This is a genomic window from Pseudomonas sp. CFBP 13719, assembly GCF_014842095.1.
GTDB lineage: Bacteria > Pseudomonadota > Gammaproteobacteria > Pseudomonadales > Pseudomonadaceae > Aquipseudomonas.
The window spans coordinates 461,355-483,267 of the sequence record NZ_JACYVB010000001.1 but is presented as its reverse complement, the minus strand read 5'-3'; the positions used below and the strand labels follow the sequence as shown (position 1 = coordinate 483,267).

19 protein-coding genes and 1 pseudogene are annotated in these 21,913 nt (G+C 63.8%); 9 read left to right on the top strand and 11 right to left on the bottom strand.

Translation table 11 applies throughout. The annotated features are described in order from the left end of the window. Window positions 1-21: 21 nt before the first annotated feature. Complete coding sequence (locus IFT57_RS02300) at window positions 22-813, bottom strand: crotonase/enoyl-CoA hydratase family protein (protein ID WP_192150284.1); 792 nt, start codon at window positions 811-813, stop codon at window positions 22-24. Window positions 814-1,166: 353 nt separating this feature from the next. Here IFT57_RS02300 and IFT57_RS02295 point away from each other — a divergent pair. Further along, window positions 1,167-2,868 (top strand): annotated as a pseudogene (locus IFT57_RS02295) (DEAD/DEAH box helicase). 139 nt (window positions 2,869-3,007) lie between these two features. On the opposite strand, the gene IFT57_RS02290 reads toward IFT57_RS02295, so the two are convergent. Then, window positions 3,008-3,304, bottom strand: coding sequence for a hypothetical protein (locus tag IFT57_RS02290; RefSeq protein ID WP_122479134.1), 297 nt, complete (start codon window positions 3,302-3,304; stop codon window positions 3,008-3,010). A gap of 292 nt (window positions 3,305-3,596) precedes the next feature. Between IFT57_RS02290 and htpG the strand changes: the two genes are divergently transcribed. Further along, complete coding sequence (htpG, locus tag IFT57_RS02285) at window positions 3,597-5,501, top strand: molecular chaperone HtpG (RefSeq protein WP_122713604.1); 1,905 nt, start codon at window positions 3,597-3,599, stop codon at window positions 5,499-5,501. 69 nt (window positions 5,502-5,570) lie between these two features. Continuing rightward, window positions 5,571-6,299 (top strand): dienelactone hydrolase family protein, encoded by a 729-nt coding sequence (locus IFT57_RS02280; RefSeq protein ID WP_192150282.1) that lies wholly within the window; start codon window positions 5,571-5,573, stop codon window positions 6,297-6,299. 167 nt (window positions 6,300-6,466) lie between these two features. Here IFT57_RS02280 and IFT57_RS02275 read toward each other — a convergent pair whose 3' ends face one another. From IFT57_RS02275 to IFT57_RS02260, 4 genes are all read right to left on the bottom strand, one after another. Then, window positions 6,467-6,877 carry an OsmC family protein gene (locus tag IFT57_RS02275; RefSeq protein ID WP_192150280.1) on the bottom strand — a complete coding sequence of 137 codons (411 nt, stop codon included), beginning with the start codon at window positions 6,875-6,877 and terminating at the stop codon, window positions 6,467-6,469. 139 nt (window positions 6,878-7,016) lie between these two features. Further along, complete coding sequence (gene fabB / locus IFT57_RS02270) at window positions 7,017-8,237, bottom strand: beta-ketoacyl-ACP synthase I (protein WP_122479131.1); 1,221 nt, start codon at window positions 8,235-8,237, stop codon at window positions 7,017-7,019. 11 nt (window positions 8,238-8,248) lie between these two features. After that, window positions 8,249-8,764, bottom strand: a complete 516-nt coding sequence (gene fabA, locus IFT57_RS02265) for a 3-hydroxyacyl-[acyl-carrier-protein] dehydratase FabA (RefSeq protein WP_122479130.1) — start codon at window positions 8,762-8,764, stop codon at window positions 8,249-8,251. Between the two features lie 271 nt (window positions 8,765-9,035). Continuing rightward, window positions 9,036-10,940 carry an ATP-binding protein gene (locus IFT57_RS02260; protein WP_192150279.1) on the bottom strand — a complete coding sequence of 635 codons (1,905 nt, stop codon included), beginning with the start codon at window positions 10,938-10,940 and terminating at the stop codon, window positions 9,036-9,038. Window positions 10,941-11,132: 192 nt separating this feature from the next. Between IFT57_RS02260 and IFT57_RS02255 the strand changes: the two genes are divergently transcribed. The 6 genes from IFT57_RS02255 to IFT57_RS02230 all read left to right on the top strand — a co-directional run bounded on the left by IFT57_RS02255 (window position 11,133) and on the right by IFT57_RS02230 (window position 15,594). Next, a complete protein-coding gene (locus tag IFT57_RS02255) occupies window positions 11,133-12,158 on the top strand; it encodes an NAD(P)H-dependent glycerol-3-phosphate dehydrogenase (protein WP_192150277.1) in 1,026 nt (341 codons plus the stop codon). Between the two features lie 10 nt (window positions 12,159-12,168). Continuing rightward, window positions 12,169-12,510: a DUF4389 domain-containing protein gene (locus IFT57_RS02250; RefSeq protein ID WP_192150275.1), complete on the top strand. Its 342-nt coding sequence runs from the start codon at window positions 12,169-12,171 to the stop codon at window positions 12,508-12,510. After that, window positions 12,507-12,962, top strand: a complete 456-nt coding sequence (gene sixA, locus IFT57_RS02245) for a phosphohistidine phosphatase SixA (protein ID WP_192150273.1) — start codon at window positions 12,507-12,509, stop codon at window positions 12,960-12,962. Before IFT57_RS02250 ends, sixA begins: the two co-directional genes overlap by 4 nt. An 18-nt stretch (window positions 12,963-12,980) precedes the next feature. After that, a complete protein-coding gene (locus IFT57_RS02240) occupies window positions 12,981-13,424 on the top strand; it encodes a hotdog fold thioesterase (protein WP_192049610.1) in 444 nt (147 codons plus the stop codon). Between the two features lie 274 nt (window positions 13,425-13,698). Continuing rightward, entirely contained in the window at window positions 13,699-14,526 is an 828-nt protein-coding gene (locus tag IFT57_RS02235) for a DUF4892 domain-containing protein (protein WP_122797369.1), read from the top strand. Between the two features lie 24 nt (window positions 14,527-14,550). Further along, window positions 14,551-15,594 (top strand): AI-2E family transporter, encoded by a 1,044-nt coding sequence (locus tag IFT57_RS02230; RefSeq protein ID WP_192150271.1) that lies wholly within the window; start codon window positions 14,551-14,553, stop codon window positions 15,592-15,594. 437 nt (window positions 15,595-16,031) lie between these two features. On the opposite strand, the gene IFT57_RS02225 is transcribed toward IFT57_RS02230, so the two are convergent. From IFT57_RS02225 to IFT57_RS02205, 5 genes are read right to left on the bottom strand one after another with little or no spacing between them, the layout of a single operon-like run. Further along, window positions 16,032-17,666, bottom strand: a complete 1,635-nt coding sequence (locus tag IFT57_RS02225) for a BatD family protein (RefSeq protein WP_192150269.1) — start codon at window positions 17,664-17,666, stop codon at window positions 16,032-16,034. Further along, on the bottom strand, window positions 17,663-19,405 hold the full coding sequence (locus tag IFT57_RS02220) for a VWA domain-containing protein (RefSeq protein ID WP_192150267.1): 1,743 nt from the start codon (window positions 19,403-19,405) through the stop codon (window positions 17,663-17,665). The genes IFT57_RS02225 and IFT57_RS02220 overlap by 4 nt, the downstream gene beginning before the upstream one ends. Continuing rightward, window positions 19,402-20,478, bottom strand: coding sequence for a vWA domain-containing protein (locus IFT57_RS02215; protein WP_192150265.1), 1,077 nt, complete (start codon window positions 20,476-20,478; stop codon window positions 19,402-19,404). The genes IFT57_RS02220 and IFT57_RS02215 overlap by 4 nt, the downstream gene beginning before the upstream one ends. Continuing rightward, a complete protein-coding gene (locus IFT57_RS02210) occupies window positions 20,471-20,968 on the bottom strand; it encodes a DUF4381 domain-containing protein (RefSeq protein WP_122799761.1) in 498 nt (165 codons plus the stop codon). The genes IFT57_RS02215 and IFT57_RS02210 overlap by 8 nt, the downstream gene beginning before the upstream one ends. Beyond that, complete coding sequence (locus tag IFT57_RS02205; protein WP_192150264.1) at window positions 20,965-21,909, bottom strand: DUF58 domain-containing protein; 945 nt, start codon at window positions 21,907-21,909, stop codon at window positions 20,965-20,967. The genes IFT57_RS02210 and IFT57_RS02205 overlap by 4 nt, the downstream gene beginning before the upstream one ends. Between the last annotated feature and the right edge of the window lie 4 nt (window positions 21,910-21,913).

Genomic DNA, 21,913 nt, shown 5'->3' with positions numbered 1-21,913 from the left:
TGCGCCGCGCCACTGGCGGCGCTATTGGCCTCGGAACAGGGCAGGGCGCTGCTGCTGCATGGCCGCCAGACCTTCGCGCGCGTCCTCGCTGGCGAACAGGCGCCCGCTGGTTGCGGCCAACTGACGGCTGGCGGCGCCTTCACCTTCGCTCACGGCCAGGCGTGCCGACGCCAGGGTCGCCTGTACACCCAGCGGTGCCTGCCGGGCAATCCGCTGAGCAAGCTGCAGGGCGTTGGGCAGCAGGTCTTCGCTGGCCATCACTTCCTGCACCAGACCCAGGCGCAATGCTTCATGGGCATCGAACTCATCGCCGGTCAGCAACCAGCGCATGGCGTTGCCCCAGCCGGCGATCTGCTGCAGGCGCAGAGTGGCACCTCCGAAAGGGAACAGCCCGCGCTGCACCTCCATCTGGGCAAAACGGGTATTGCTGGCGCACAGGTTGATGTCGGCCGCGAGCATCAGTTCGATGCCCACGGTCAGGCAATAACCTCGAGCTGCGACGATGACCGGCTTGCTCACCACCGGCCCGCCCGACACCCGCCAGGGATCGCAGCCCCCAGGCGGCACCTGCCAGCCCTGGCTGAGGCGCGTGCTCACCTCGGCCAGGTCCAGCCCCGCGGTGAAGTGCTCGCCATGGCAGAACACCAGAGCCACTCGAGCCGCCGGCTCGCGCTCGAACGTGCCATAGGCCAGGCTCAAGGCATCGAGCATGGGCAGATCGAAGGCGTTGCGTTTGGCAGGGCGGTCCAGGCCGATGAGCATGACGTGCTCGCGCAGCTCGCAACTGACCGTGCCAGGGCAGGGGGTGGGCATGACGGCATCCTCGGAGTGTTCTAAGTGAAAGGTTTCAGCTGCCGCACCTGCGCAGGCGTCTCTGCTAAAATAGACTGCGCCGTCATTTCGCGCAAAGCCCGCGTGGCTCTGCTGTCCACGCGGCACGATGGTTCAAAAAAGTCTCACGTCGCGGCCATTTTCAGGTATAGTGCGCGCCGGTCTTTAACCAGGCCACGTTTAGGTAGCGCAATCCCCCGAAGACAGCTTCGGCTGCATGTCCGTTCCGCGGACTCTCCCTAACGATTCTTTCATTCAATCGTTTTCGCAAATCCCCGCCGACAAAGCTGCCAGGGTGACTCTCGAGTCTTACAAGGCATGCGCAGCTTTGGAGCATGGGTCTTTGCGGATGCACTTAGAGGCAGACCCATGACCCAGGAAATCGGCGGCTTCGCCGCTCTCGAACTTCATCCGAACATTGTTGCCGCTGTAGTCGCTACCGGCTACGAAGAGCCTTCGGCTATTCAGCAACAATCGATCCCGATCATTCTCGCCGGTCATGACATGATCGGCCAGGCGCAGACAGGCACCGGCAAGACCGCGGCCTTCGCTCTGCCGATCCTGCATCGTATCGACCCGAGCAAGCGCGAGCCGCAAGCCCTGATCCTGGCGCCAACCCGTGAGTTGGCGCTACAAGTAGCCACTGCATTCGAAACCTACGCCAAGCAGATGCCTGGCGTTACCGTAGTGGCCGTGTACGGCGGTGCCCCGATGGGCCCGCAGTTGAAAGCAATCCGCAACGGCGCGCAAATCGTCGTCGCGACCCCCGGCCGTCTGTGCGACCACCTGCGCCGTGACGAGAAAGTCCTCGCCACCGTGAATCACCTGGTGCTCGACGAAGCCGACGAAATGCTCAAGCTGGGCTTCATGGATGACCTGGAAGTCATCTTCAAGGCCATGCCCGAGACTCGCCAGACCGTACTGTTCTCGGCCACCTTGCCGCAGTCGATCCGCGCGATCGCCGAACGTCACCTGCGTGACCCCAAGCACGTCAAGATCCAGACCAAGACTCAGACCGTCACCGCGATCGAGCAGGCTCACCTGCTGGTTCACGCCGACCAGAAGACCTCGGCTGTCCTGCGCCTGCTGGAAGTCGAAGAGTTCGACGCGCTGATCGCCTTCGTGCGCACCAAGCAAGCCACCCTCGACCTGGCCAGCGCCCTGGAAGCCAAAGGCTACAAGGCTGCGGCACTCAACGGTGACATCGCCCAGAACCAGCGCGAGCGCGTCATCGAGTCGCTCAAGGATGGTCGCCTGGACATCGTCGTCGCTACCGACGTCGCTGCCCGTGGTCTGGACGTACCGCGCATCACTCACGTGTTCAACGTCGACATGCCGTACGACCCCGAGTCCTATGTGCACCGTATCGGTCGTACTGGCCGTGCCGGTCGCGAAGGCCGTGCGCTGCTGCTGGTGACGCCACGTGAACGCCGCATGCTGCAGGTGATCGAGCGTGTGACCGGGCAGAAGGTTGCCGAGGTTCGCCTGCCCAACGGCCAGGCCGTGCTCGATGCGCGCATCAAGAAGCTGACCAACAGCCTGGCTCCGCTGGTCGCAGACGCCGAAAGCACCCATGGCGAGTTGCTCGATCGCCTGACCGCCGACATCGGTTGCAGCCCGCGCGCCCTGGCCGCGGCCCTGCTGCGCAAGGCCACCAATGGCCAGGCGCTGACCCTGGATGCGGTCGAGAAGGAGCAGCCTCTGGTGCCGACCAGCGCTCCGCGCGAACGCACCAGCAGCGGTGATCGCCCTGAGCGCAGTGACCGTGAGCGCCGCGCGCCAATGCCCTTGGGCGAAGGTCGCGCACGCTGCCGTACCGCCCTGGGTGCTCGCGACGGCATCGCCGCGAAGAACCTGCTTGGCGCCATCCTCAACGAAGGCGGGCTGGCCCGCGAAGCCATCGGTCGCATTCAGGTGCGCGACAGCTTCAGCCTGGTCGAGCTGCCGGAAGATGGTCTGGAGAGTCTGTTGAGCAAGCTCAAGGACACCCGTGTCGCTGGCAAGCAGTTGAAGCTGCGTCGCTATCGCGAAGACTGATCGCCTATAGTCTTCAGGCATAAAAAATCCCCGACTGGTTCGGGGATTTTTTTTGTCTTGATCGCGGCTCGTTCATCGCCAGCTCGAGCTCGCTCCTGTGGGAGCGGGCTCTGCCCGCGAAGCAGGCACCGCCGATCAATCAGTTCTTGGCTGGCGGCACTTGGGTAGCCGGAGTGGTACCTGGTGCGACCGGCATGCTCGAGTCGGACTTGGTAGCCTCCTGAGCTGCAGCCTTGTTCGACTCCATGGCCGCTTCGTTGGCCTTGGCGTTTTCCTTGGCGGCATCGTTCATCTTGTCTTGAGCCGAATCCATTTTTTCCTGCGCTTCCTGACGGTGCTCTGCAGCGTCTTGAGCCTTGTCTTCGGATTTCTTGTCGCAGGCAGCCAGGCCAAGGGTGGCAGCCAGCATCAGGGAGTAAGCGAGTGTCTTGCGCATGATGTTTCTCCTTATTGGGTATCTACGAGGCTAAGAGGGTGTGCGCCGGATATAAGTTCCATCACTGCGGTTATATATAAGTATCGGATCGCAATCAGGTTTTTCCATGACCTTGCTGTACCGATCAAGCACACGCGTGGTTTTCACGACGGCCCTGGCTGAAAAGGTCTGTACCCGGATGCTGGCCAACTCGCAGGCCCGAGCCCCCTTGAAATCCCGATCGGCGGCCCCATCTCCTTGTCATCCCGCCGCTCATAGGCGGCACCTGCCATCTGATTGGAGTTTGATGACCATGAGTGTGGAAACTCAAAAGGAAACCCTGGGCTTCCAGACCGAGGTGAAGCAACTGCTGCACCTCATGATCCATTCGCTGTATTCCAACAAGGAAATCTTCCTTCGCGAATTGATCTCGAACGCCTCCGACGCTGTCGACAAGCTGCGTTTCGAAGCGCTGGCCAAGCCTGAGCTGCTCGAAGGTGGCGGCGAGCTGAAAATTCGCATCAGCTTCGACAAGGCCGCCAAGACCGTTACCCTGGAAGACAACGGCATCGGCATGAATCGTGACGATGTAGTGACCCACCTGGGCACCATCGCCAAGTCCGGCACCGCGGACTTCATGAAGAACCTTACCGGCGACCAGAAGAAGGACTCGCACCTGATCGGTCAGTTCGGCGTGGGCTTCTATTCGGCTTTCATCGTCGCCGACCAGGTTGACGTGTACAGCCGTCGCGCCGGCAGCCCTGCCAGCGAAGGCGTGCATTGGTCCTCCAAGGGCGAGGGCGATTTCGAAGTCGCCAACGTCGAGAAGGCCGAACGTGGCACCCGTATCGTTCTGCACCTGAAAAGTGCCGAAGATGAATTCGCCGACGGTTACCGTCTGCGCAACATCATCAAGAAGTACTCCGACCACATTGCCCTGCCGATCGAGCTGCCCCAGGAAAGCTCGCCGGCCGAAGGCGAAGAGGCACCTGCGCAGGAATGGGAAACCGTCAACCGCGCCAGCGCCCTGTGGACCCGTCCGCGTACCGACATTAAGGACGAGGAATACCAGGAGTTCTACAAGCACGTCGGCCACGACTACGAGAACCCGCTGAGCTGGAGCCACAACAAGGTCGAAGGCAAGCTGGAATACACCTCGCTGCTGTATGTGCCCGCCCGTGCTCCGTTCGATCTGTACCAGCGCGAGGCACCGCGTGGTCTCAAGCTCTACGTGCAGCGCGTGTTCGTCATGGACCAGGCCGAATCGTTCCTGCCGCTGTACCTGCGCTTCATCAAGGGTGTGGTCGACTCCAACGACCTGTCGCTGAACGTGTCGCGCGAGATCCTGCAGAAAGACCCGATCATCGACTCGATGAAGACGGCGCTGACCAAGCGCGTCCTCGACATGCTCGAGAAGCTGGCCAAGAACGAGCCAGAGCAGTACAAGGGCTTCTGGAAGAACTTCGGTCAGGTCCTCAAGGAAGGTCCTGCGGAAGATTTCGCCAACAAGGAAAAGATCGCCGGCCTGCTGCGGTTCGCGTCCACCAGCGACGACAGCGGTGAACAGAGCGTTGGCCTGGCTGACTACCTGGCACGGGTCAAGGAAGGTCAGGACAAGGTCTACTATCTGTCCGGCGAGTCCTATGCCCAGGTCAGGAACAGCCCGCACCTGGAAGTCTTCCGCAAGAAGGGCATCGAAGTGCTGCTGCTGACCGATCGCATCGACGAGTGGCTGATGAGCTACCTGACCGAATTCGACGGCAAGGGCTTCGTCGACGTTGCCCGTGGCGACCTCGATCTGGGCAAGCTGGATTCGGAGGAAGACAAGAAAGCCCAGGAAGAAATCGCCAAGGACAAGGAAGGTCTGGTCGAGCGCCTGAAAGCGGCATTGGGTGATTCGGTCAGTGAAGTGCGGGTTTCCCATCGCCTCACCGATTCGCCGGCGATCCTGGCCATCGGCGAACAGGACCTGGGCATGCAGATGCGCCAGATTCTGGAAGCCAGCGGGCAGAAGGTGCCGGACTCCAAGCCGATCTTCGAATTCAACCCCAACCACCCGCTGATCGCCAAGCTGGATGTGGAGCAGAGCGAAGATCGTTTCGCCGACTTCTCCCATATCCTGTTCGATCAGGCGGCCCTGGCCGCTGGTGATAGCCTGAAAGATCCTGCCGCTTACGTTCGCCGTCTGAACAAGCTGCTGGTCGAGTTGTCCGTTTAAACAGTCCAGGTAAAAAGCCCGCTTCGGCGGGCTTTTTCGTTTTCAGTCATGACTTTTGGAGATGCAAGCGTGAGCACATTGACCGTTCAATCCGTTGTCTACCAAATCGACGGGCAGGCGTACGAAAGCCGCCTGGTCTACGACACCGATATCGTGTCGCCACGTCCGGGGCTGGTGATGGCGCCGAACTGGATGGGCGTCAGCGAAGGTGCCGAACGTATCGCCCAGTCGGTGGCTGCCAAGGGCTATGTGGTGCTGGTGGTCGACTTGTACGGTCAGGGTGTGCGTCCAGGCAATAACGATGAAGCGGCGGCTGCCATGACGCCGCTCAAGAACGATCGCGCCTTGTTGCGCAAGCGCATGCAGGTGGCGTTGCAGCAGCTGCACGAGCAGACGCATGCTGCGGTCGATCCAGCGCAATCCGCGGCCTTTGGTTTCTGTTTCGGCGGCTGCTGTGCGCTGGAGCTGGCACGTACCGGCGCGGCGCTCAAGGCAACCGTTTCGTTCCACGGCACACTCGACACGCCCAACCCGGCCGATGCCCATGACATCAAGGGTTCGATCCTGGTGCTGCACGGCGACGCCGACCCCCTGGTGCCGGCCGAACAGCTGCCCGCTTTCCGTTCCGAGATGAACTCGGCGGACGTGGATTGGCAGTTGACCAGCTATGGCGGGGCTTACCATTCGTTCACCGACACCGAGGCCAACAACCCAGGCGTGCAGATGTACAACGCGAAAGTCTCGGCTCGCGCGTTCCAGGCGATGCACAACCTGCTCGAGGAAGTGTTCCAGGCCTGAACCGTCCCTGCACTGATTCCGCGATACCTGTGGGAGCGGCCAGTGGCCGCGAAGAATACGCCGCGCGGTGTCAGGCACACCGTGTCAAGCCTTCGCGGCCGATGACCGCTCCTACATCAATTGCACAGCCACTGTAGGAGCGGGCCTGACTAAAACCGGGTGCTCGGCTATTGGACCTCGGCCAGGTACGTCTCGATATCGATCACTGCACTGGTCATCAGCTTGTGCACCGGGCAGTGGTCGGCCACCACGTCCAGATCATGGCGCTGCGCTTCCGTCAGGTTACCCAAGAGGGTGAGCTTGACCTGTAGACAGTACTTGCCGGTGGGTTCTTCGCTCGCATCGCGCTTGACCTCCACATTCACTCCTGTGAGCGGAATGTTCTTGCGTTGGGCGTAGAGCTTCAAGGTCAGGGCCTTGCAGGCACCCAGTGCGGCGTCGAAATAGTCGTGGGGGGAGGGTGCCGAGCCTGCACCGCCCAAGGCTTCGGGCAGGTCGGTGTGAAAAGCGTGTCGGCCATCGATATCGATGCTGTGGCGAAATCCGTCGCCAGGTTCGGTGATCACGGTGATAGCCATGGAAGTCCCTTCGTTGGTGTGCTCGAGTCACACTGTATAGAGGGTTGTGCCATCCAGGGGGTTCAACCGCAGTCGATCAACCGATTGCAGGCAAAAAAACGGCGCCCGCAGGCGCCGTCTTTCAGCAAGGCTGCGAACCCTACTGACCCTGCCAACGCTTGAGTACCAGCGTGGCATTGGTGCCGCCGAAGCCGAAGCTGTTGCTCATCACGGTATTGATTTCGACGTTTTCCTGGGTAACGGTCTGCACTGGCAGATCGGCTACGGCAGGGTCCAGCTCATCGATGTTGGCTGACCCGGCAATGAAGTTGCCTTCCATCATCAGCATGCAATAGATGGCTTCGTGCACGCCAGCGGCGCCCAGCGAGTGCCCGGACAGGCTCTTGGTCGAGCTGATGGCCGGATACTTGCCAGCGAAGACTTCACGCACACCCTTCATTTCGGCCACGTCGCCCACCGGCGTGGAAGTGCCATGGGTGTTCAGGTAGTCGATCGGGGTGTCGACGGTGGACAGCGCCTGCTGCATGCAGCGGATGGCGCCTTCGCCGCTTGGCGCAACCATGTCGTAGCCATCGGAAGTGGCGCCGTAGCCAACGATCTCGGCATAGATGTGCGCACCACGGGCCAGAGCGTGCTCCAGCTCCTCGACCACCACCATGCCGCCGCCGCCGGCGATGACGAAGCCATCGCGGTCGCTGTCGTAGGCACGCGACGCTTTTTCGGGCGTGTCGTTGCGCTTGCTGGACAAGGCACCCATGGCGTCGAACAGGAACGACTGGCTCCAGTGCTCCTCTTCACCACCGCCGGCGAACACCACGTCCTGCTTGCCCATCTGGATCTGCTCCATGGCCGTACCGATGCAGTGCGCGCTGGTGGCGCAGGCCGAGGCGATGGAGTAGTTCAAGCCCTTGATCTTGAAAGGGGTGGCCAGGCAGGCCGAAACGGTGCTGCTCATGGTGCGGGTGACCCGGTACGGACCGACGCGCTTGACGCCTTTCTCGCGCAGGATGTCCAGCGCTTCCATCTGGTTCAAGGTAGAGGCGCCGCCCGAGCCGGCGATCAGGCCGGTGCGCGGGTTGGACACCTGCTCGTCGGTGAGGCCGGAATCCTTGATGGCATCCTGCATGGCCAGGTAGGCGTATGCGGCCGCATGGCCGACGAAGCGGTACACCTTGCGGTCGATCAGCTCTTCCAGGTTGAGGTCGATGGAGCCGGAAACCTGGCTACGCAGACCCATTTCGGCATATTCCGGGTTGAAGCGGATGCCAGGGCGGCTTGCACGCAGGTTTGCGGAGACGGTGTCTTTGTCATTGCCCAGGCACGAAACGATGCCCAGACCAGTGATAACAACGCGGCGCATGCGGATAACCCTTAGAAATTTTCGGTGGATGTAAAGACGCCAACCCGAAGGCCGTCGGCGGTGTAGATCTCGCGGCCGTCGACGCTGACCGAGCCATCGGCGATGGCCATGTTCAGCTTGCCCTTGAGCACGCGCTTGATATGAATGTTGTACGTGACCTTCTTGGCCGTCGGCAGCACCTGGCCGAAGAACTTCACTTCGCCCGAGCCCAGTGCACGTCCACGGCCCGGCAGGTCCTGCCAGCCCAGGAAGAAACCGACCAGCTGCCACATGGCATCCAGGCCCAGGCAGCCCGGCATCACCGGATCGCCTTCGAAGTGGCAGGCGAAGAACCAAAGGTCCGGGTTGATATCCAGCTCGGCGACCAATTCACCCTTGCCGTACTTGCCACCTTCGGCGCTGATATGGGTGATACGGTCCACCATCAGCATGTTCGGGGCGGGCAGTTGCGCGTTACCTGGGCCGAACAGCTCGCCACGACTGCAGCGCAGCAGATCTTCCCGAGTAAAGGCGTTTTGTTTGGTCATGCGAGCTCCTCAATAGTCCCTGGTGGCAGGGGGCAGATCTTCCCGACCGACCAGAAGAATCAACGCCTGGGTCGGCAGCCTACACATAGACTATTGCGTTGTAGTGAAAGTCACAGCGCAAGCGATACGGAAGTACACTTGTTCACTGAAATTATAATGCCAGACAGCAGGCTTTGTCCGAATGGATGTACAAGACTGCCGCACTTTAGCATTTCTTGCCAGCAACGGGCGCTATCGCGAGGACATCCGGCCTCCATTCCACAGCGCGCGTTCAGCTCGTCCAGCGCAGCAGAACCTGTTGCAGATCTGCGCGTTTGAACGGTTTTGCCAGGTAATCGTTCATTCCGGCATCCAGGCAGGTGTCGCGGTCGCCCAGCAGCGCGTTGGCGGTCAAGGCGATGATCGGCAGCTCTGCGCGTCCGGGAATCTGGCGGATCTGTCGCGAGGCTTCGTAACCATCGAGTACCGGCAGACGGCAGTCCATCAGCACGACCGAATAGGGGTGTGCACGTACCTGGCTGACCGCTGCGGCCCCGTCGCTGACGACATCCACGGCGTAGCCCAGGCTGCGCAGCATGGCTTCGATCACTGTCTGGTTGACCGCGTTGTCTTCCACCAGCAATACGCTGTGGCCGATGCCGTCTTCTCTGCCGGACAGGTTGGGCACCGCCGTCGGGCGGGCCAGGCTTTGCTGGCTCAGCGCCAGCGGCATTTCCAGGGTGAACAGCGAGCCGTGCTTTTCCTTGCTTTGCGCACGCAGCGTGCCACCCATGCGTTCGGCCAGCGTACGCGCGATGGGCAGCCCCAGGCCGGTGCCACCATAGCGCCGCGAGATCGAGCTGTCGGCCTGGGCGAAGGCATCGAACATGCTCTCCAGTCGATCCTCGCCGATGCCTATCCCGGTATCGCGCACGGTACAGGTCAGCCAGATCAGTTGGTGATCCAGTACCTGCCAGTGCGCATTGATGTGTACCGCGCCTTCATCGGTGAACTTCAGCGCATTGCCGATCAGATTGACCAGAATCTGCCGGATGCGCGTCGGATCGCCCTCCACCTGCAACCCCTCGATGCCCTCGGCCAGCGTCAGCTCGAGCGCCAGCTTGCGTTGCCGAGCGGTGTGCTGAAAGGCCTGCACGCAACTGGTGATCAATTCGTGCAGGCCGAAACAGATGTGTTCCAGTTCCATCGCCGCTCGCTCGATGCGGGAAAAATCCAGAATGTCGTTGATGACTTTGAGCAGGTGCTCGGTGGACTCGGTTGCCACCTGGGCATAGTCGCGCTGTTCATGGCTCAGCACGGTGGTTTCGAGCAGCTGCAGCATGCCCAGCACGCCATTCATGGGGGTGCGCAGCTCGTGGCTCATCATCGCCAGGAAATCCGACTTGGCGCTGTTGGCGCGCTCCGCTTCCTCGCGGGTCTGGATCAGTTGCTGCATGGCCTGATGCTGTTCGTGGCTGGCCTTGGCCAGGGCGCTGGCAAGGTTATTGATATGCCCGGCCAGATGCCCCAGCTCGCTGTCGTCGACGATGGGCAGCGGCCTGTCGAACTCGCCCTGGCCGATGGCCTTGACCACCCGACTCATCTCGCTGATGGGTTGGGCCAGGCTGCGCGCCAGCCGCCGGGCCAGCAGATAGGTGAACAACAGCGCGAACAGTGCCAGCACGCCGGCCTTGAGGACGATTTCCTGCTGGCGTTCGCTGAAGGCGTCGTCGGACATGCCCACGATCACCCGGCCCAGGTAGTCGCCACTGCTGGCGCTGCCCAGGTGCTGTTGCACCTGCGCTCGGTGGTCCTCCAGAAATGCCCCACGGATCTGGATCGGCGCCTGGAACACTACGACATGGGCCGACCGGTGCTCGTTCCTGACCCGCTGCTCGACATAGGCCAGGCGCCGATCGGTCTGGTCCTGAATCTCCAGGAAACGTACGTGCGGGGTGGCCAGGGTTGCGCCGAGCAGCCCTTCGAGTACCGCGGCATTGTCGGTGACCACGCCGTATTCCGCGGCGGGGGCGAGCTGGTTGGCGATCAACTGGCCGGTATGATTGAGTTCCTGGCGCAGGTCCTGCAAACGCACGAAGGTAAAGAAACCGATCAGCAGCAGGGTCAGCAGCAGGGCCGGCCCGACGCTGATGATCTGGGTACGCGTATGAATGTCGCGGTTCAGGCGCAACTTCATGTCAGGGCGCGAGGCAATGGGAAAGTGGCGGACACGACGGGGCCTGAATCGAGTTGAACAGTCAGGCATGTTAACCGGTCAGAGCGACAATTCCAGTCGTATTGTTACCGGGGCGCAGGCCGGGACTGGTCGTGTCGAGGTGGCTCCGTATAATGCCCCTCATCGCCCTCAACTCGACCAAATGGATGGGATATGACTCTAGAGCAGCCGATAGCCGTGCTGGGAGGAGGTAGTTTCGGCACCGCCGTGGCCAACTTGCTGGCCGAGAACGGCCATTCGGTCCGCCAGTGGATGCGCGACCCTGAGCAGGCCGAGTCGATTCGCCTGAACCGGGAAAATCCGCGCTACCTCAAAGGCATCAAGATCCTGCCGGGGGTGATGCCGGTCACCGATCTGCCCGCGACCATCGCCGGCAGTGCGCTGATCTTCGTCGCGCTGCCCTCAAGCGCCTTGCGCAGCGTGCTGGCTCAGCATGCCGATCAGCTGAGCGGCAAGATGCTGGTCAGCCTGACCAAGGGTATCGAGGCGCAGACCTTCAAGCTGATGAGCGAGATTCTTGAAGAGGTTGCGCCAGATGCTCGTATCGGCGTGTTGTCAGGCCCCAACCTGGCCCGCGAGATCGCCGAACATGCCCTGACTGCCACGGTGGTGGCGAGCGCCGACGAAGCCCTCTGCGAGCGGGTCCAGGCCGTCCTCCACGGGCGCACGTTCCGCGTCTATGCCAGCAACGACCGCTTCGGCGTCGAGCTGGGCGGCGCGCTGAAGAACGTCTACGCGATCATTGCCGGCATGGCTGTGGCATTGGGCATGGGCGAGAACACCAAAAGCATGCTGATTACCCGTGCCCTGGCCGAGATGACGCGTTTTGCCGTCAGCCAGGGCGCCAACCCCATGACCTTTCTCGGCCTGGCCGGAGTCGGCGACCTCATCGTGACCTGCTCGTCGCCCAAGAGCCGCAACTATCAAGTAGGCTTCGCCCTGGGCGAGGGCCTGAGCCTGGAAGATGCCGTATCGCGCCTGGGCGAGGTGGCCGAGGGGGTCAACACGCTCAAGGTGCTCAAGGCCAAGGCCCAGGAACTGCAGGTCTATATGCCGCTGGTGGCAGGGTTGCATGCAATCCTGTTCGAAGGGCGTACGCTGAACCAGGTGATCGAGCTGCTGATGCGTGCCGAACCCAAGACCGATGTCGATTTCATTTCCACCAGTGGCTTCAACTGAGGAATACGCGATGAACCGTTCTTTCAACGATCCGGGCCGCGAGGCCATCCTTTTGCGCGTGCTCTGGATGCTGGTGTTCGTGCTGGTCTGGCAGGTTGCCCAGTTCCTGCTCGGTGCGCTGGTGCTGGTGCAACTCATCCATCGCCTGGTCCAGGGCGCGCCGAACGCTGCCATGATGACCTTCGGCGACAGTTTGAGCCGCTACCTGGCCCAGATCGGCCGCTTCGGCAGTTTCCACACCGAGCAGAAACCCTGGCCGTTTTCCGATTGGCCACAGGCGCGTCCCGCCGACGGAGAAGCAGCCTACGAGGCAGGCGCGGCCAGGCCTTTGGCCGACGAGCCCAAGCCATGAAGCTCTGGGTACTGCGCCACGGCGAAGCCGTCAGTCATGCCCGCAGCGATGCCGAGCGTGCCTTGACCTCGGTGGGCGAACGACAGGTGCTGACCAGCGCGGCGCGCCTGCACGATCAACCTCTGGATGCCATTCTCGCCAGCCCCTATGTACGCGCGCAGCAGACTGCCGCCCTGGTCCATGGCGCGCTGCACACCGCCTCGGAGGTGCAGACCGTGCCGTGGCTGACGCCCGAAAGCGATCCGCTGAAGGTCGTTGAACACTTGCAGAAACTGGGTCTGGAGAACGTGCTGCTGGTCAGCCACCAGCCGCTGGTGGGCAATCTGCTGAGCCTGCTGGTTCATGGCAACTTGCGCGAGCCGGAACCCATGCAGACCGCAAGCCTGGCCGAGCTGCACGGCGACTGGCCCCTGGCCGGGCTGATGTCCCTGCACGCCGTTCATCATCCCTAACTTGTCAGGAATACTCCCATGAGCCTGTGGCGCACCGAACCGGATCTCGAGCGCTTGAATGCGGCGCAGAAAAATACCATCGGCGAGTTGCTGGATATTCGCTTCGAAAGCTTCGATGCGCACTCCCTGACCGCCAGCATGGTCGTTGATGCACGCACCCATCAACCGTTCGGTCTGCTTCATGGCGGGGCCTCGGTGGTGCTGGCTGAAAGCCTGGGCTCGATGGCCAGTTTCCTCTGCATCGACACCGAGCGCTTCTACTGTGTGGGCCTGGAGGTGAACGCCAATCATCTGCGCGGGTTGCGCAGCGGCCGGGTGACGGGCGTGGCCCGTGCGGTGCACATTGGCCGCACCACTCACGTATGGGACATTCGTCTGCAGGGCGACGATGGCAAACCCAGCTGCATTTCGCGCCTGACGGTGGCCGTGGTGCCGCTGGGGCAGAACCCGCCGGCCCGGTGAGGAACGTGCGAACACTCGCCCGGCGCGCACGCTATCGTGTTGCCGGGCCCACCGCCCGTGCACCCGTAGCCCGTGCCGGGTGGGCGCGCTTTGCACTTCGATGACGAAACCGGAGCTAAGCTTGTCGCAGACTGTTTCAATCGCTTCCAGGTGATGCCTTGACTTGCAGCAGTCAACTGCCGAGGCTTGGCAGGTTGAAACAGGAGAAGACCTCGATGGAACTCGCTGCTACGCTCGTTTACGGCCCTCCGGGCCACCACGCCTTGCTGCCCTCATGAATGCCTCGAAGCGGCTGCTGCCGGTACTCGCCGCTCTGCTGGGCAGCGCCGCCCTGAGCACATCGGTCCTGAGCACCTCAGCCGTGGGCGCCGAACCGCCCGCGCCGCCGGACGCCAAGGTCGTCGACCAACGTCCTGCGGTCGACAAGGAACGCATCTATCCGCTGGGGTCGCTGCGCAAGATCAGCGGCAAGCTGCGCATGGACGGCCAGGTCAACGCCAGAGGCCAGGTCAGCGCCACCACGTATGAGCTTCCCGAAACCCAGACCGCGCGACAAGCCTTCAACGATGCCCGCGAGGCGCTGCAGCAGGGGGGGGCGCACACCTTGTACTGGTGTCAGGCGCGCGACTGCGGGGAAAGCAGCCTGTGGGTCAACGATGTCTTCGATGGCGCACGGCTGTCTGGGGCCGACGACCAGCAGGCGTTCGTGCTGCTGCGCCAGGCCGCTCCGGACGACAATACCCTGACCGCCCTCTACGCCATCACTCGCGGCAACCGTCGCGCCTATCTGCATGTCGAAACCTTCGTCGCCGATGCCCCGCTGGGTACCTTGCTGCCCACGCCGGCCACGGTGCTGCACGAATTGCGCAGCACCGGCGATCTCGATTACCCGGCCATGGGTGAAACGCCCGATGACACCTGGGTGGCCTTGCTGGCCCGCAGCCTGCAACTCGACAGTTCGATTCGGGTAAGCGTATCCGGTGTATCGAGTGCTGCGGCCGCCGCCTGGCGCGACGCCCTGGTCGCCAAGGGTGTGCGCGCGGCTCGCTTGGAAACCGGTACCGAAAGCGTCAAGGGGCTGCATCTGGAAATCATTCGTTGAGCCTGCGTTGCCTTTGGAGCATTGATGCCGAGTAACGATCGCCTGCTGGTACAGATTGTCTTGCTGGCCCTGCTCGGCGCCTGCCTTTGGGTACTGGCGCCGTTTTGTTCAGCCCTGCTGTGGGGTGCGATCCTGGCCTACGCCAGTTGGCCGCTGATGCGGTTGCTGACCCGCTGGCTCAATGGCCGCGAGTCGCTGGCAGCCGGCATTCTCACCGGCTGCTGGATGCTGCTGGTGGTGTTGCCGCTGGTCTGGCTTGGCTTCAACCTGGCCGATCACGTGCGCGATGCGACGGCGTTCATTCGTGACGTGCAGGTCGATGGGCTGCCCGATGCGCCCGACTGGCTGGCCGGCATTCCTCTGGTCGGTGCGAGCCTGGTCGGTATCTGGGACACCCTTGACGAGCAGGGCGCGGCGTTCCTGGCCAGCGTCAGGCCCTACCTGGGGCAAGTCGGCAATTTCCTGCTGGCGCGCAGCGCGCAGATCGGCGGCGGGATCCTCGAACTCACGCTGAGCCTGGTCTTCGTGTTCTTCTTCTATCGCGACGGGCCGCGCATGGCAGCCTTCGTGCTTCGGCTGTTGGAACGTCTGATCGGAGAGCGCGCCGGGTACTACATCGATCTGGTGGCAGGCACGGTGCAACGGGTGGTCAACGGGGTGATCGGTACCGCCGCCGCCCAGGCGATCCTGGCCTTGATCGGCTTCCTGATCGCCGGTGTGCCCGGGGCATTGGTACTTGGCATTGTCACCTTCCTGCTAAGCCTGATTCCCATGGGGCCGCCGCTGGCGTGGATTCCGGCCACCGCCTGGCTGGTGTGGCAGGGCGACTACGGCTACGCGATCTTCCTTGGCATCTGGGGGACTTTCGTCATCAGTGGCGTGGACAACGTCCTCAAACCTTATCTGATCAGCCGCGGCGGCAACTTGCCATTGGTGATCGTGCTGCTGGGTGTGTTTGGCGGACTGCTGGCCTTCGGTTTCATCGGCCTGTTCATCGGTCCGACCTTGCTGGCGGTGGCCTACAGCCTGCTGCACGACTGGACCCATACCGAACACAAGCCAATTTAGATCTGCTGCACCCTGTCGGGAGCCCCCCGGTGGGAGGGGGCAGTGGCCGCGAAAAAGCCGCCGCGGTGGGTCAGGCAGTCCGGGTGCACCCTTCGCGGCCGATGACCGCTCCTACACGGATTTCGCAACCCTTGTGGGAGCGGTCAGTGGCCGCGAAAACAGCGACGCGGTGTGTCAGGCAGTCCGGGTGCACTCTTCGCGGCCCGTGGCCGCGAAAAGGGCGGCGCGGTGTGTCGGGCAGTCCGGGTGCACTCTTCGCGGCCGATGACCGCTCCTACACGGATTTCGCAACCCTTGTGGGAGCGGTCAGTGACCGCGAAAAAAGCGACGCGGTGTGTCGGGTAGACCATGCCGCTCCATTCGCCGGCAAAGCCCGCTCCCACAAGGTGCGTGCAGTTGACAGGCTTCCCACCAGGTGACGAGCGCATGGCTGTGGATTACTTGGGGTACAGCGGCGGCAACCCGGCGTTTTCTGCGGAAGGCTCCAGGGGCGGCTCGGTGCGCAGGAGGCTGCCGATGGCGCGCCATAGCTCCTCGCCCTGCCAGTATTGGCCACTTTCGCTGTAGAGCGCGCCATTGAGCCCATCCAGGGCATCGGACAGTGGTACGAAGCGCGCCGTCATGTCGGCCAGCGTCTCCGGCTGCTGCCGGGCCCAGGCGTCCAGGGCCTGGCGCGTTGCCTGAGGATCATTGGCCTGGCAGGCGCGTTTGAGGTCGTCGAGCAAGGTGCGCGGGTTGGGCCCATTCTGTGCTGCGCGCAGTACCGCCGGCTGTCCACGAGCCCGCCACCACAAGGCGAAGCCGATCATGGTGGTGAACAGCAGCGTCACGCTGGCGAGTTTCCATGGCCACGCAAGATCGGGGTCGACATCGGCGGCGCCAACCGGGGTATCGACCATCAGGCTGGCGTTGCCGGCAACTTCCAGGCTGCGCGCGGGTAGACCGGTGCGCTCTAGATGGTCTTCATGGGTGTTCCACCAGACCACCTCGACACTTGGCAATTGCAGGGTGCCACTGCGCGCCGGTACCAGCGCCTCGCGTTCCTGGCGGCTGCCGATCAGACCCCGTTCACCGTTCTGGTTGTTCAACTGGGGCTGATCCGGGTAGCGTCGCAGGCCTTCCACTACGGTACTGGGCAAGGCCGGCAGCTGTGCGCTGGAGAGCCCCTCGGCCTTTACCTCCAGTGTGCGAGTCAGAGAATCGCCAACCTGGCTGCTCGGCGGGTCGGGGTTCCAGCTTTCACTCAGGCTCAGACTGCGTGCCGGCAACCACGGCGTGTCGGCGGGGTAGGCCGCTGGCACGCCCTTGACCGTCAAGGACATCTGCGCGGACGTCACCTTCATGAGCTTGCCGGGCCGCGGCGCGCTGTTGGCGCTGTCGCCAGGTGCGGTCGGCTCGACGGTGGTGGCGGTGAATGCCAGGGCGGGAATAATCAATTCGCCACTGCGTTGCGGATAGATCGCATAACGCATCTCGATCACCCCGTGGCGGACGCCGTTGATGATCTTCTCGAAGGTGCGCGAGCCGCCCAGCGGCTCGATGCGCGCGTCGGCCAGTTGCAGAGGCGTCAGGCTGCTGTCGTCGTACAGGGGCACCGAGTGATAGATGCGCAAGGTCAACACCGCCTGGGCCTGCACATAGACACTGTCTTCATCCAGGCTGGCGTCGATGAACACCGGGGCCATGTTGGCGCGCAGCGGCTGGTCGCTGTGCAGCACTTGCAGCACGATTGGCTGGCTGCGCAGTTCACCCAGTTGCAGCGCGGCAATGGTAACGCTGCCGGTCTGTCGCGGGAGCAGGGTGATGATCCAGCGGGTCGTGGCCTGGCGGTCGCCATCCAGGCTGGTCAGGCGATTGACCTGGCGCGTGTCGCGCACCTCGAACGGGCCTTCGAGTGGCGTCAGGTCGGGCTTGCCGAACTGCGTGACGTCGTTGGTCTCCAGGGTCAGTTCGACTGTTTCCCCTGAGTTGAGCCGTGAGCGATCGACGCTGGCCACCAGCGTGGCGGCATGCGCGCATTGGGCAAGCACGGCCAGGGTTGCACTGATGCAGAAGGCGCTGAAGCGACTCATCGACTCTTGTCCTGATGTTGTTGCTGTTCATACCAGAATTTGCGCCGCAACAGCTCGGCCGGATCGTCCGGAATCTGTCGCAGCCATTGTTCCAGGGCTTGGCGCTGTTCGGCATCCAGAGTGGTCTGGGCTGGCCGTGACGGCGGCCGGGTAGTGGACTCGTCATTCGGCGGCTGCGCCAGCGCCGAGGATTGTGCCTGGTTCTGTTCTCCTCCAGCCTGACCGGAGGGGTTTTCTCGACTGCTCTGCGCGTCGTTGTTGCCTGGGGAAGCGTCGGCCGCCGTGGACGCGTTCGGATCCTCGGCGTCCGGCGCCGTCGCGCCCGGTGCGCGGGGCCGGTCGGCCTGGTCCGTGGAAGCTGCGGGAGGCTCGGCCTGGGCCTGGCGGACGAGTTGTTCCACCAGCGTGCGGTTGTCCAGCGCCGGCTGCAGGTCCGGCTGGCGCTCCAGCGCCTGCTCATAGGCGTCCAGGGCAGCTTCCAGTTCGCCGCTGCGCGCCAGGGCGTTGCCGCGGTTGTAGTGGTCGCGGGCACTGTCGCCTTGGGCGAAGCGCTCGGCCGCCGCCGCGTAGTCCCCCGCCTCGTACAACGCCATGCCCTGCCACTGAGCGTCGGCGAAGCGCCGCGCGGCCTGGGCCGGACGCTGTTGTTCGAGCAGGGCCTGGCCTTGCTGATCGCGGCGCAACCAGAGGTCCTGAACATCGAAGGCATAGCTGGGCTGCGGCACCATCAACAGGCACAGCGGCAGGCAGAACAGCCAGCCGCGGCGGCCGGCGAGCGCCGCCAGCAACAACAGGGGCAGCAGCAGCCAGTGGCCTTGATCGGCCCAGCTGTCCAGCTGCTGTGTCTTGCCGTTGCCACGCAACACCGTGGGGCGGTCGAGAAGGCCCAGGTTGCGCAGGTCCAGATCGTCCAGACGCGCTTGTCGGTAGAGGCCGCCGACATCGGCAGCAAAGCTGCGCAGACCGACACTGTCCAGGCGCGGCAAGCGAATCGCGCCTTGCTCGTCCTTGAGGAAATCACCGTTCTCCTGCTTCACCGGCGCACCGTCACGGGTGCCGATACCCAGAATCAACAATTGTGGCGAGTGCTGGTCCAGCCGTTGGGCGATGCCTCGACGCTCGGCGTCGGACAGCTGCGACGCCAGCAGCAGGATGCGCCCCTGGCCCTGTTCCGCCTGGTCGAGCAAGTCCAGCGCGCGCTGTACGCCGAGGTCGGCGCGCTGGCCTTCGACTGGCATGATGGAGGGCTTGATCGCCTCCAGCAGGTTGCGACTGGTTCCCAGGTCGTCGGACAGCGGCACCAACACATGCGCGCTGCCGGCGTAGACGATAATGGCCGTCTGCGCATCGCGGCGTGCGTCGAGCAGGTCCAGCAGCTTGCGCCGCGCCTGCTCCAGGCGATTGGGTGCGACATCGGTGGCCAGCATCTCGGGGCTCAGGGCGAGCACCACCACCAACGGGTCGACGACGGTCCTGCCCGGCTGTTCGATACGCTGCCAGCTGGGTCCGAGCAGAGCCACCGCGGTCAACAGCCAGGCCAGGCCCAGCACTATCCAGGGCGCCTTGCTCTGCCGACCGCTGCCACCGTCCAGCAGGACTCCGTGAAAGTGGCGGGGCAGCAGCAATTGCCAGCGCCCCGCACGTTTCTGCCGGTGCCACAATTGCCACAGCAGCCAGACCAAAGCTGGCCAGGCCAGCAGCCACCAGGGGCGGAACCAATGCGGCCACGCGTCGATCATTTGCGCCTCCGCAGTTGCAACCGCTGCAGGCGCTCGCGCCATTGCGGAGCCGTCGGCAGAAAACGGCGTTTGCGCAGGAACAGTTGCAGCGGGTTGTTCGGCCATTTCTGGCGCACGACCAGCAACACGCTCAGCAGCAACGCCGCGCTCAGCGGCCAGCTATACAGCGCTTGCGCCGGTCGCGCCTGGGTGGGCTTCTGGTCGACCGGTTCCAGGGTGTCGAGGCTGGCGCCGATGGCTTGCAGCTGGTCCCCGTCGCGGGCACGGAAGTACTGACCGCCGGTGATCTGCGCGATTTCGCGCAGAGAGGGCTCGTCCAGGTCCAGGCTGGGATTGAGCCCCAGCATGCTCAGTGCGCCATCGGCGCTGGGGTCGGCGCCGATGCCGATGGTATGGATGCGCACATGCTCCTGGGCCGCCAGGCGCGCGGCAGTGATGGGATGGATCTGCCCGCCGTTATTGGCGCCGTCGGTGACCAGAATGAGCACTCGGCTTTGCGCCGGGCGCAGGCGCAGACGTTTGAGCGCCAGGCCGATGGCGTCGCCGATGGCGGTGTTCTTCCCGGCAATGCCGATGCGTGCTTCGTCGAGCCAGGTACGCACGGTGCGCCGGTCGAAGGTCAGCGGCGCCTGCACATAGGCCTTGCTGCCGAACAGGATCAGCCCGACCCGGTCGCCCTGGCGATGTTCGAGAAAGTCACCGAGCAGGCGTTGGACCAGCTCCAGCCGACTGATGTCCTCGTTCTGCCAACGCATGTCGGGGTAGTCCATGGATCCGGACACATCCACCGCCACCAGCAGGTCGCGCCCGCTCGCGGCAATGGGCAGGGGGTCGCCCAGCCACTGCGGACGCGCCGCCGCGATCAGCAGCAGTAGCCACAGCAGCACGTAGGGCGCCTGTTGCTGCCAGGTCGGCAGGCTGATGCGTGCCCGGCGCCCGGCCAGCCCCTCGAGCTCATCGAGGAAACTGACCTTGAGCGCCGCCTCGCCACTGTCGGCGGCCGGCAGCAGCACACGCAGCAGCCACGGCAGCGGCAGCAGGGCGAAGACCCACAGCCAGGCGAACTCAAACATGCTTGCGTATCCAGGTTTCGACCGACTGCTGCAGGCCGGCGATGGCTTTGTCGTCCAGCTTGCACTCAGGCTTGTAGACGCCTTCGACCAGTACCATCCAGCGCGTCAGGCCGGCGGCCGGGCAGCGATTGTCGAGGAATGCTAGCCACTGGCGACCATTGAGCACATGACTGTTGGCGTTCGGGTAGTGATTGCGACACAAGCGCTTGAGCAAGCCGTTGATCTGCTGCAGCCACGCCCCGGCAGGGGCGCCATCGTAGGGGCGGGGCAAGCGCGCCAGCTCTTCCAGCGCGCCCTGGCGCACCGGATCCAGAACTGGCTCGCCCACCATCGGCAGTACCGCTCGGCGGCGCAAGCGGTGGCGCCAGTGCCAGGCGGCCCAGCCAAGGCTCGGCAGCAGCACGGCGAGCAGCCACCAGCCTGGGGCGGGTGGCCAGAGGCCGATCGGCGGCGGCGCGATCAACGGCTGCAATTGCTCCAGGGTACTCATTTGAGTTTGCCCGGCCGCTGTGGATTGAGGTATTCGCGCAGCTGCTCGATCATCTCGCTCTGCGTGCTCAGCGGCATCAGCAGCACACGCAGCTTTTGCCCCAGGCGTTCCCAGCGGGCGATGCGCGCTTCGCTCAACGCGCGGTAGGCCAGGCGCATCTCCGGGTTCAGCGTATCGATCTCCATCTGCCTGCCACGCTGGGCGAAACGCAGCAGCCCGGCGGCCGGCAGCGCATGATCGAGCGGGTCGGACACCGGCAGCAACAGCAGGTCGCAGTGGCGCGACAGCAGGCTGAGCTGCTGCTCGGCGCCGTCGGTCAGCGCGCGCTCATCACAGATGACGATGGCCAGGCTGCCGGGACGCAACACTTCGCGCGCCCGACGCAGAGCCATGCCCAGCGCGTCCTTTTCCGGCAGCGCTTCGGTGTGCAGCGACTGGTTCACGCGCACCAGGCGGTTGAGCAACTGCAGCAAGCTCTGCTTGCTGCGTCGGGGCTTGATCTCGTAGTGCTCGCCGTCGCCGAACACCAGCCCGCCAACTCGATCGTTGTGCCCCAGCGCGGCCCAGCCGATCAACGCCGCGGCCTGGGCGGCGAGCACCGACTTGAACATCTGGCCCGAGCCGAAAAACAACCGCCGGCTTTGCTCGACGAGAATGAAGATGGGCCGCTCGCGCTCCTCGTGGAACAGCTTGGTGTGTGGCTCCTGAGTGCGCGCCGTGACCCGCCAATCGATGCTGCGCACATCGTCACCAGCCTGATAGACGCGCACCTGGTCGAAGTCCACACCGCGGCCGCGCAGTTTGGAGTGGTGCAGGCCGATCAAGGGGCTGCGCTGGGCCGGGGTGGAGAACAGCTGCACTTCGCGCACCCGATGGCGCATTTCGATCAGCTCGGCCAGGCTGATGCGAATGCCAGGCTCTGGCCGCGGCTCGTGGGTCATGGGG

Bases quoted from the DNA above. Each gene is read 5' to 3' on its own strand.
- IFT57_RS02210 (WP_122799761.1), bottom strand. From the start codon at position 20,968: ATGAGTACCCTGGAGCAATTGCAGCCGTTGATCGCGCCGCCGCCGATC.
- IFT57_RS02300 (WP_192150284.1), bottom strand. From the start codon at position 813: ATGCCCACCCCCTGCCCTGGCACGGTCAGTTGCGAGCTGCGCGAGCAC.
- IFT57_RS02260 (WP_192150279.1), bottom strand. From the start codon at position 10,940: ATGAAGTTGCGCCTGAACCGCGACATTCATACGCGTACCCAGATCATC.
- IFT57_RS02225 (WP_192150269.1), bottom strand. From the start codon at position 17,666: ATGAGTCGCTTCAGCGCCTTCTGCATCAGTGCAACCCTGGCCGTGCTT.
- IFT57_RS02250 (WP_192150275.1), top strand. From the start codon at position 12,169: ATGAACCGTTCTTTCAACGATCCGGGCCGCGAGGCCATCCTTTTGCGC.
- IFT57_RS02215 (WP_192150265.1), bottom strand. From the start codon at position 20,478: ATGTTTGAGTTCGCCTGGCTGTGGGTCTTCGCCCTGCTGCCGCTGCCG.
- IFT57_RS02290 (WP_122479134.1), bottom strand. From the start codon at position 3,304: ATGCGCAAGACACTCGCTTACTCCCTGATGCTGGCTGCCACCCTTGGC.
- sixA (WP_192150273.1), top strand. From the start codon at position 12,507: ATGAAGCTCTGGGTACTGCGCCACGGCGAAGCCGTCAGTCATGCCCGC.
- IFT57_RS02220 (WP_192150267.1), bottom strand. From the start codon at position 19,405: ATGATCGACGCGTGGCCGCATTGGTTCCGCCCCTGGTGGCTGCTGGCC.
- IFT57_RS02230 (WP_192150271.1), top strand. From the start codon at position 14,551: ATGCCGAGTAACGATCGCCTGCTGGTACAGATTGTCTTGCTGGCCCTG.
- htpG (WP_122713604.1), top strand. From the start codon at position 3,597: ATGAGTGTGGAAACTCAAAAGGAAACCCTGGGCTTCCAGACCGAGGTG.
- IFT57_RS02235 (WP_122797369.1), top strand. From the start codon at position 13,699: ATGAATGCCTCGAAGCGGCTGCTGCCGGTACTCGCCGCTCTGCTGGGC.
- fabB (WP_122479131.1), bottom strand. From the start codon at position 8,237: ATGCGCCGCGTTGTTATCACTGGTCTGGGCATCGTTTCGTGCCTGGGC.
- IFT57_RS02205 (WP_192150264.1), bottom strand. From the start codon at position 21,909: ATGACCCACGAGCCGCGGCCAGAGCCTGGCATTCGCATCAGCCTGGCC.
- IFT57_RS02255 (WP_192150277.1), top strand. From the start codon at position 11,133: ATGACTCTAGAGCAGCCGATAGCCGTGCTGGGAGGAGGTAGTTTCGGC.
- IFT57_RS02275 (WP_192150280.1), bottom strand. From the start codon at position 6,877: ATGGCTATCACCGTGATCACCGAACCTGGCGACGGATTTCGCCACAGC.
- fabA (WP_122479130.1), bottom strand. From the start codon at position 8,764: ATGACCAAACAAAACGCCTTTACTCGGGAAGATCTGCTGCGCTGCAGT.
- IFT57_RS02240 (WP_192049610.1), top strand. From the start codon at position 12,981: ATGAGCCTGTGGCGCACCGAACCGGATCTCGAGCGCTTGAATGCGGCG.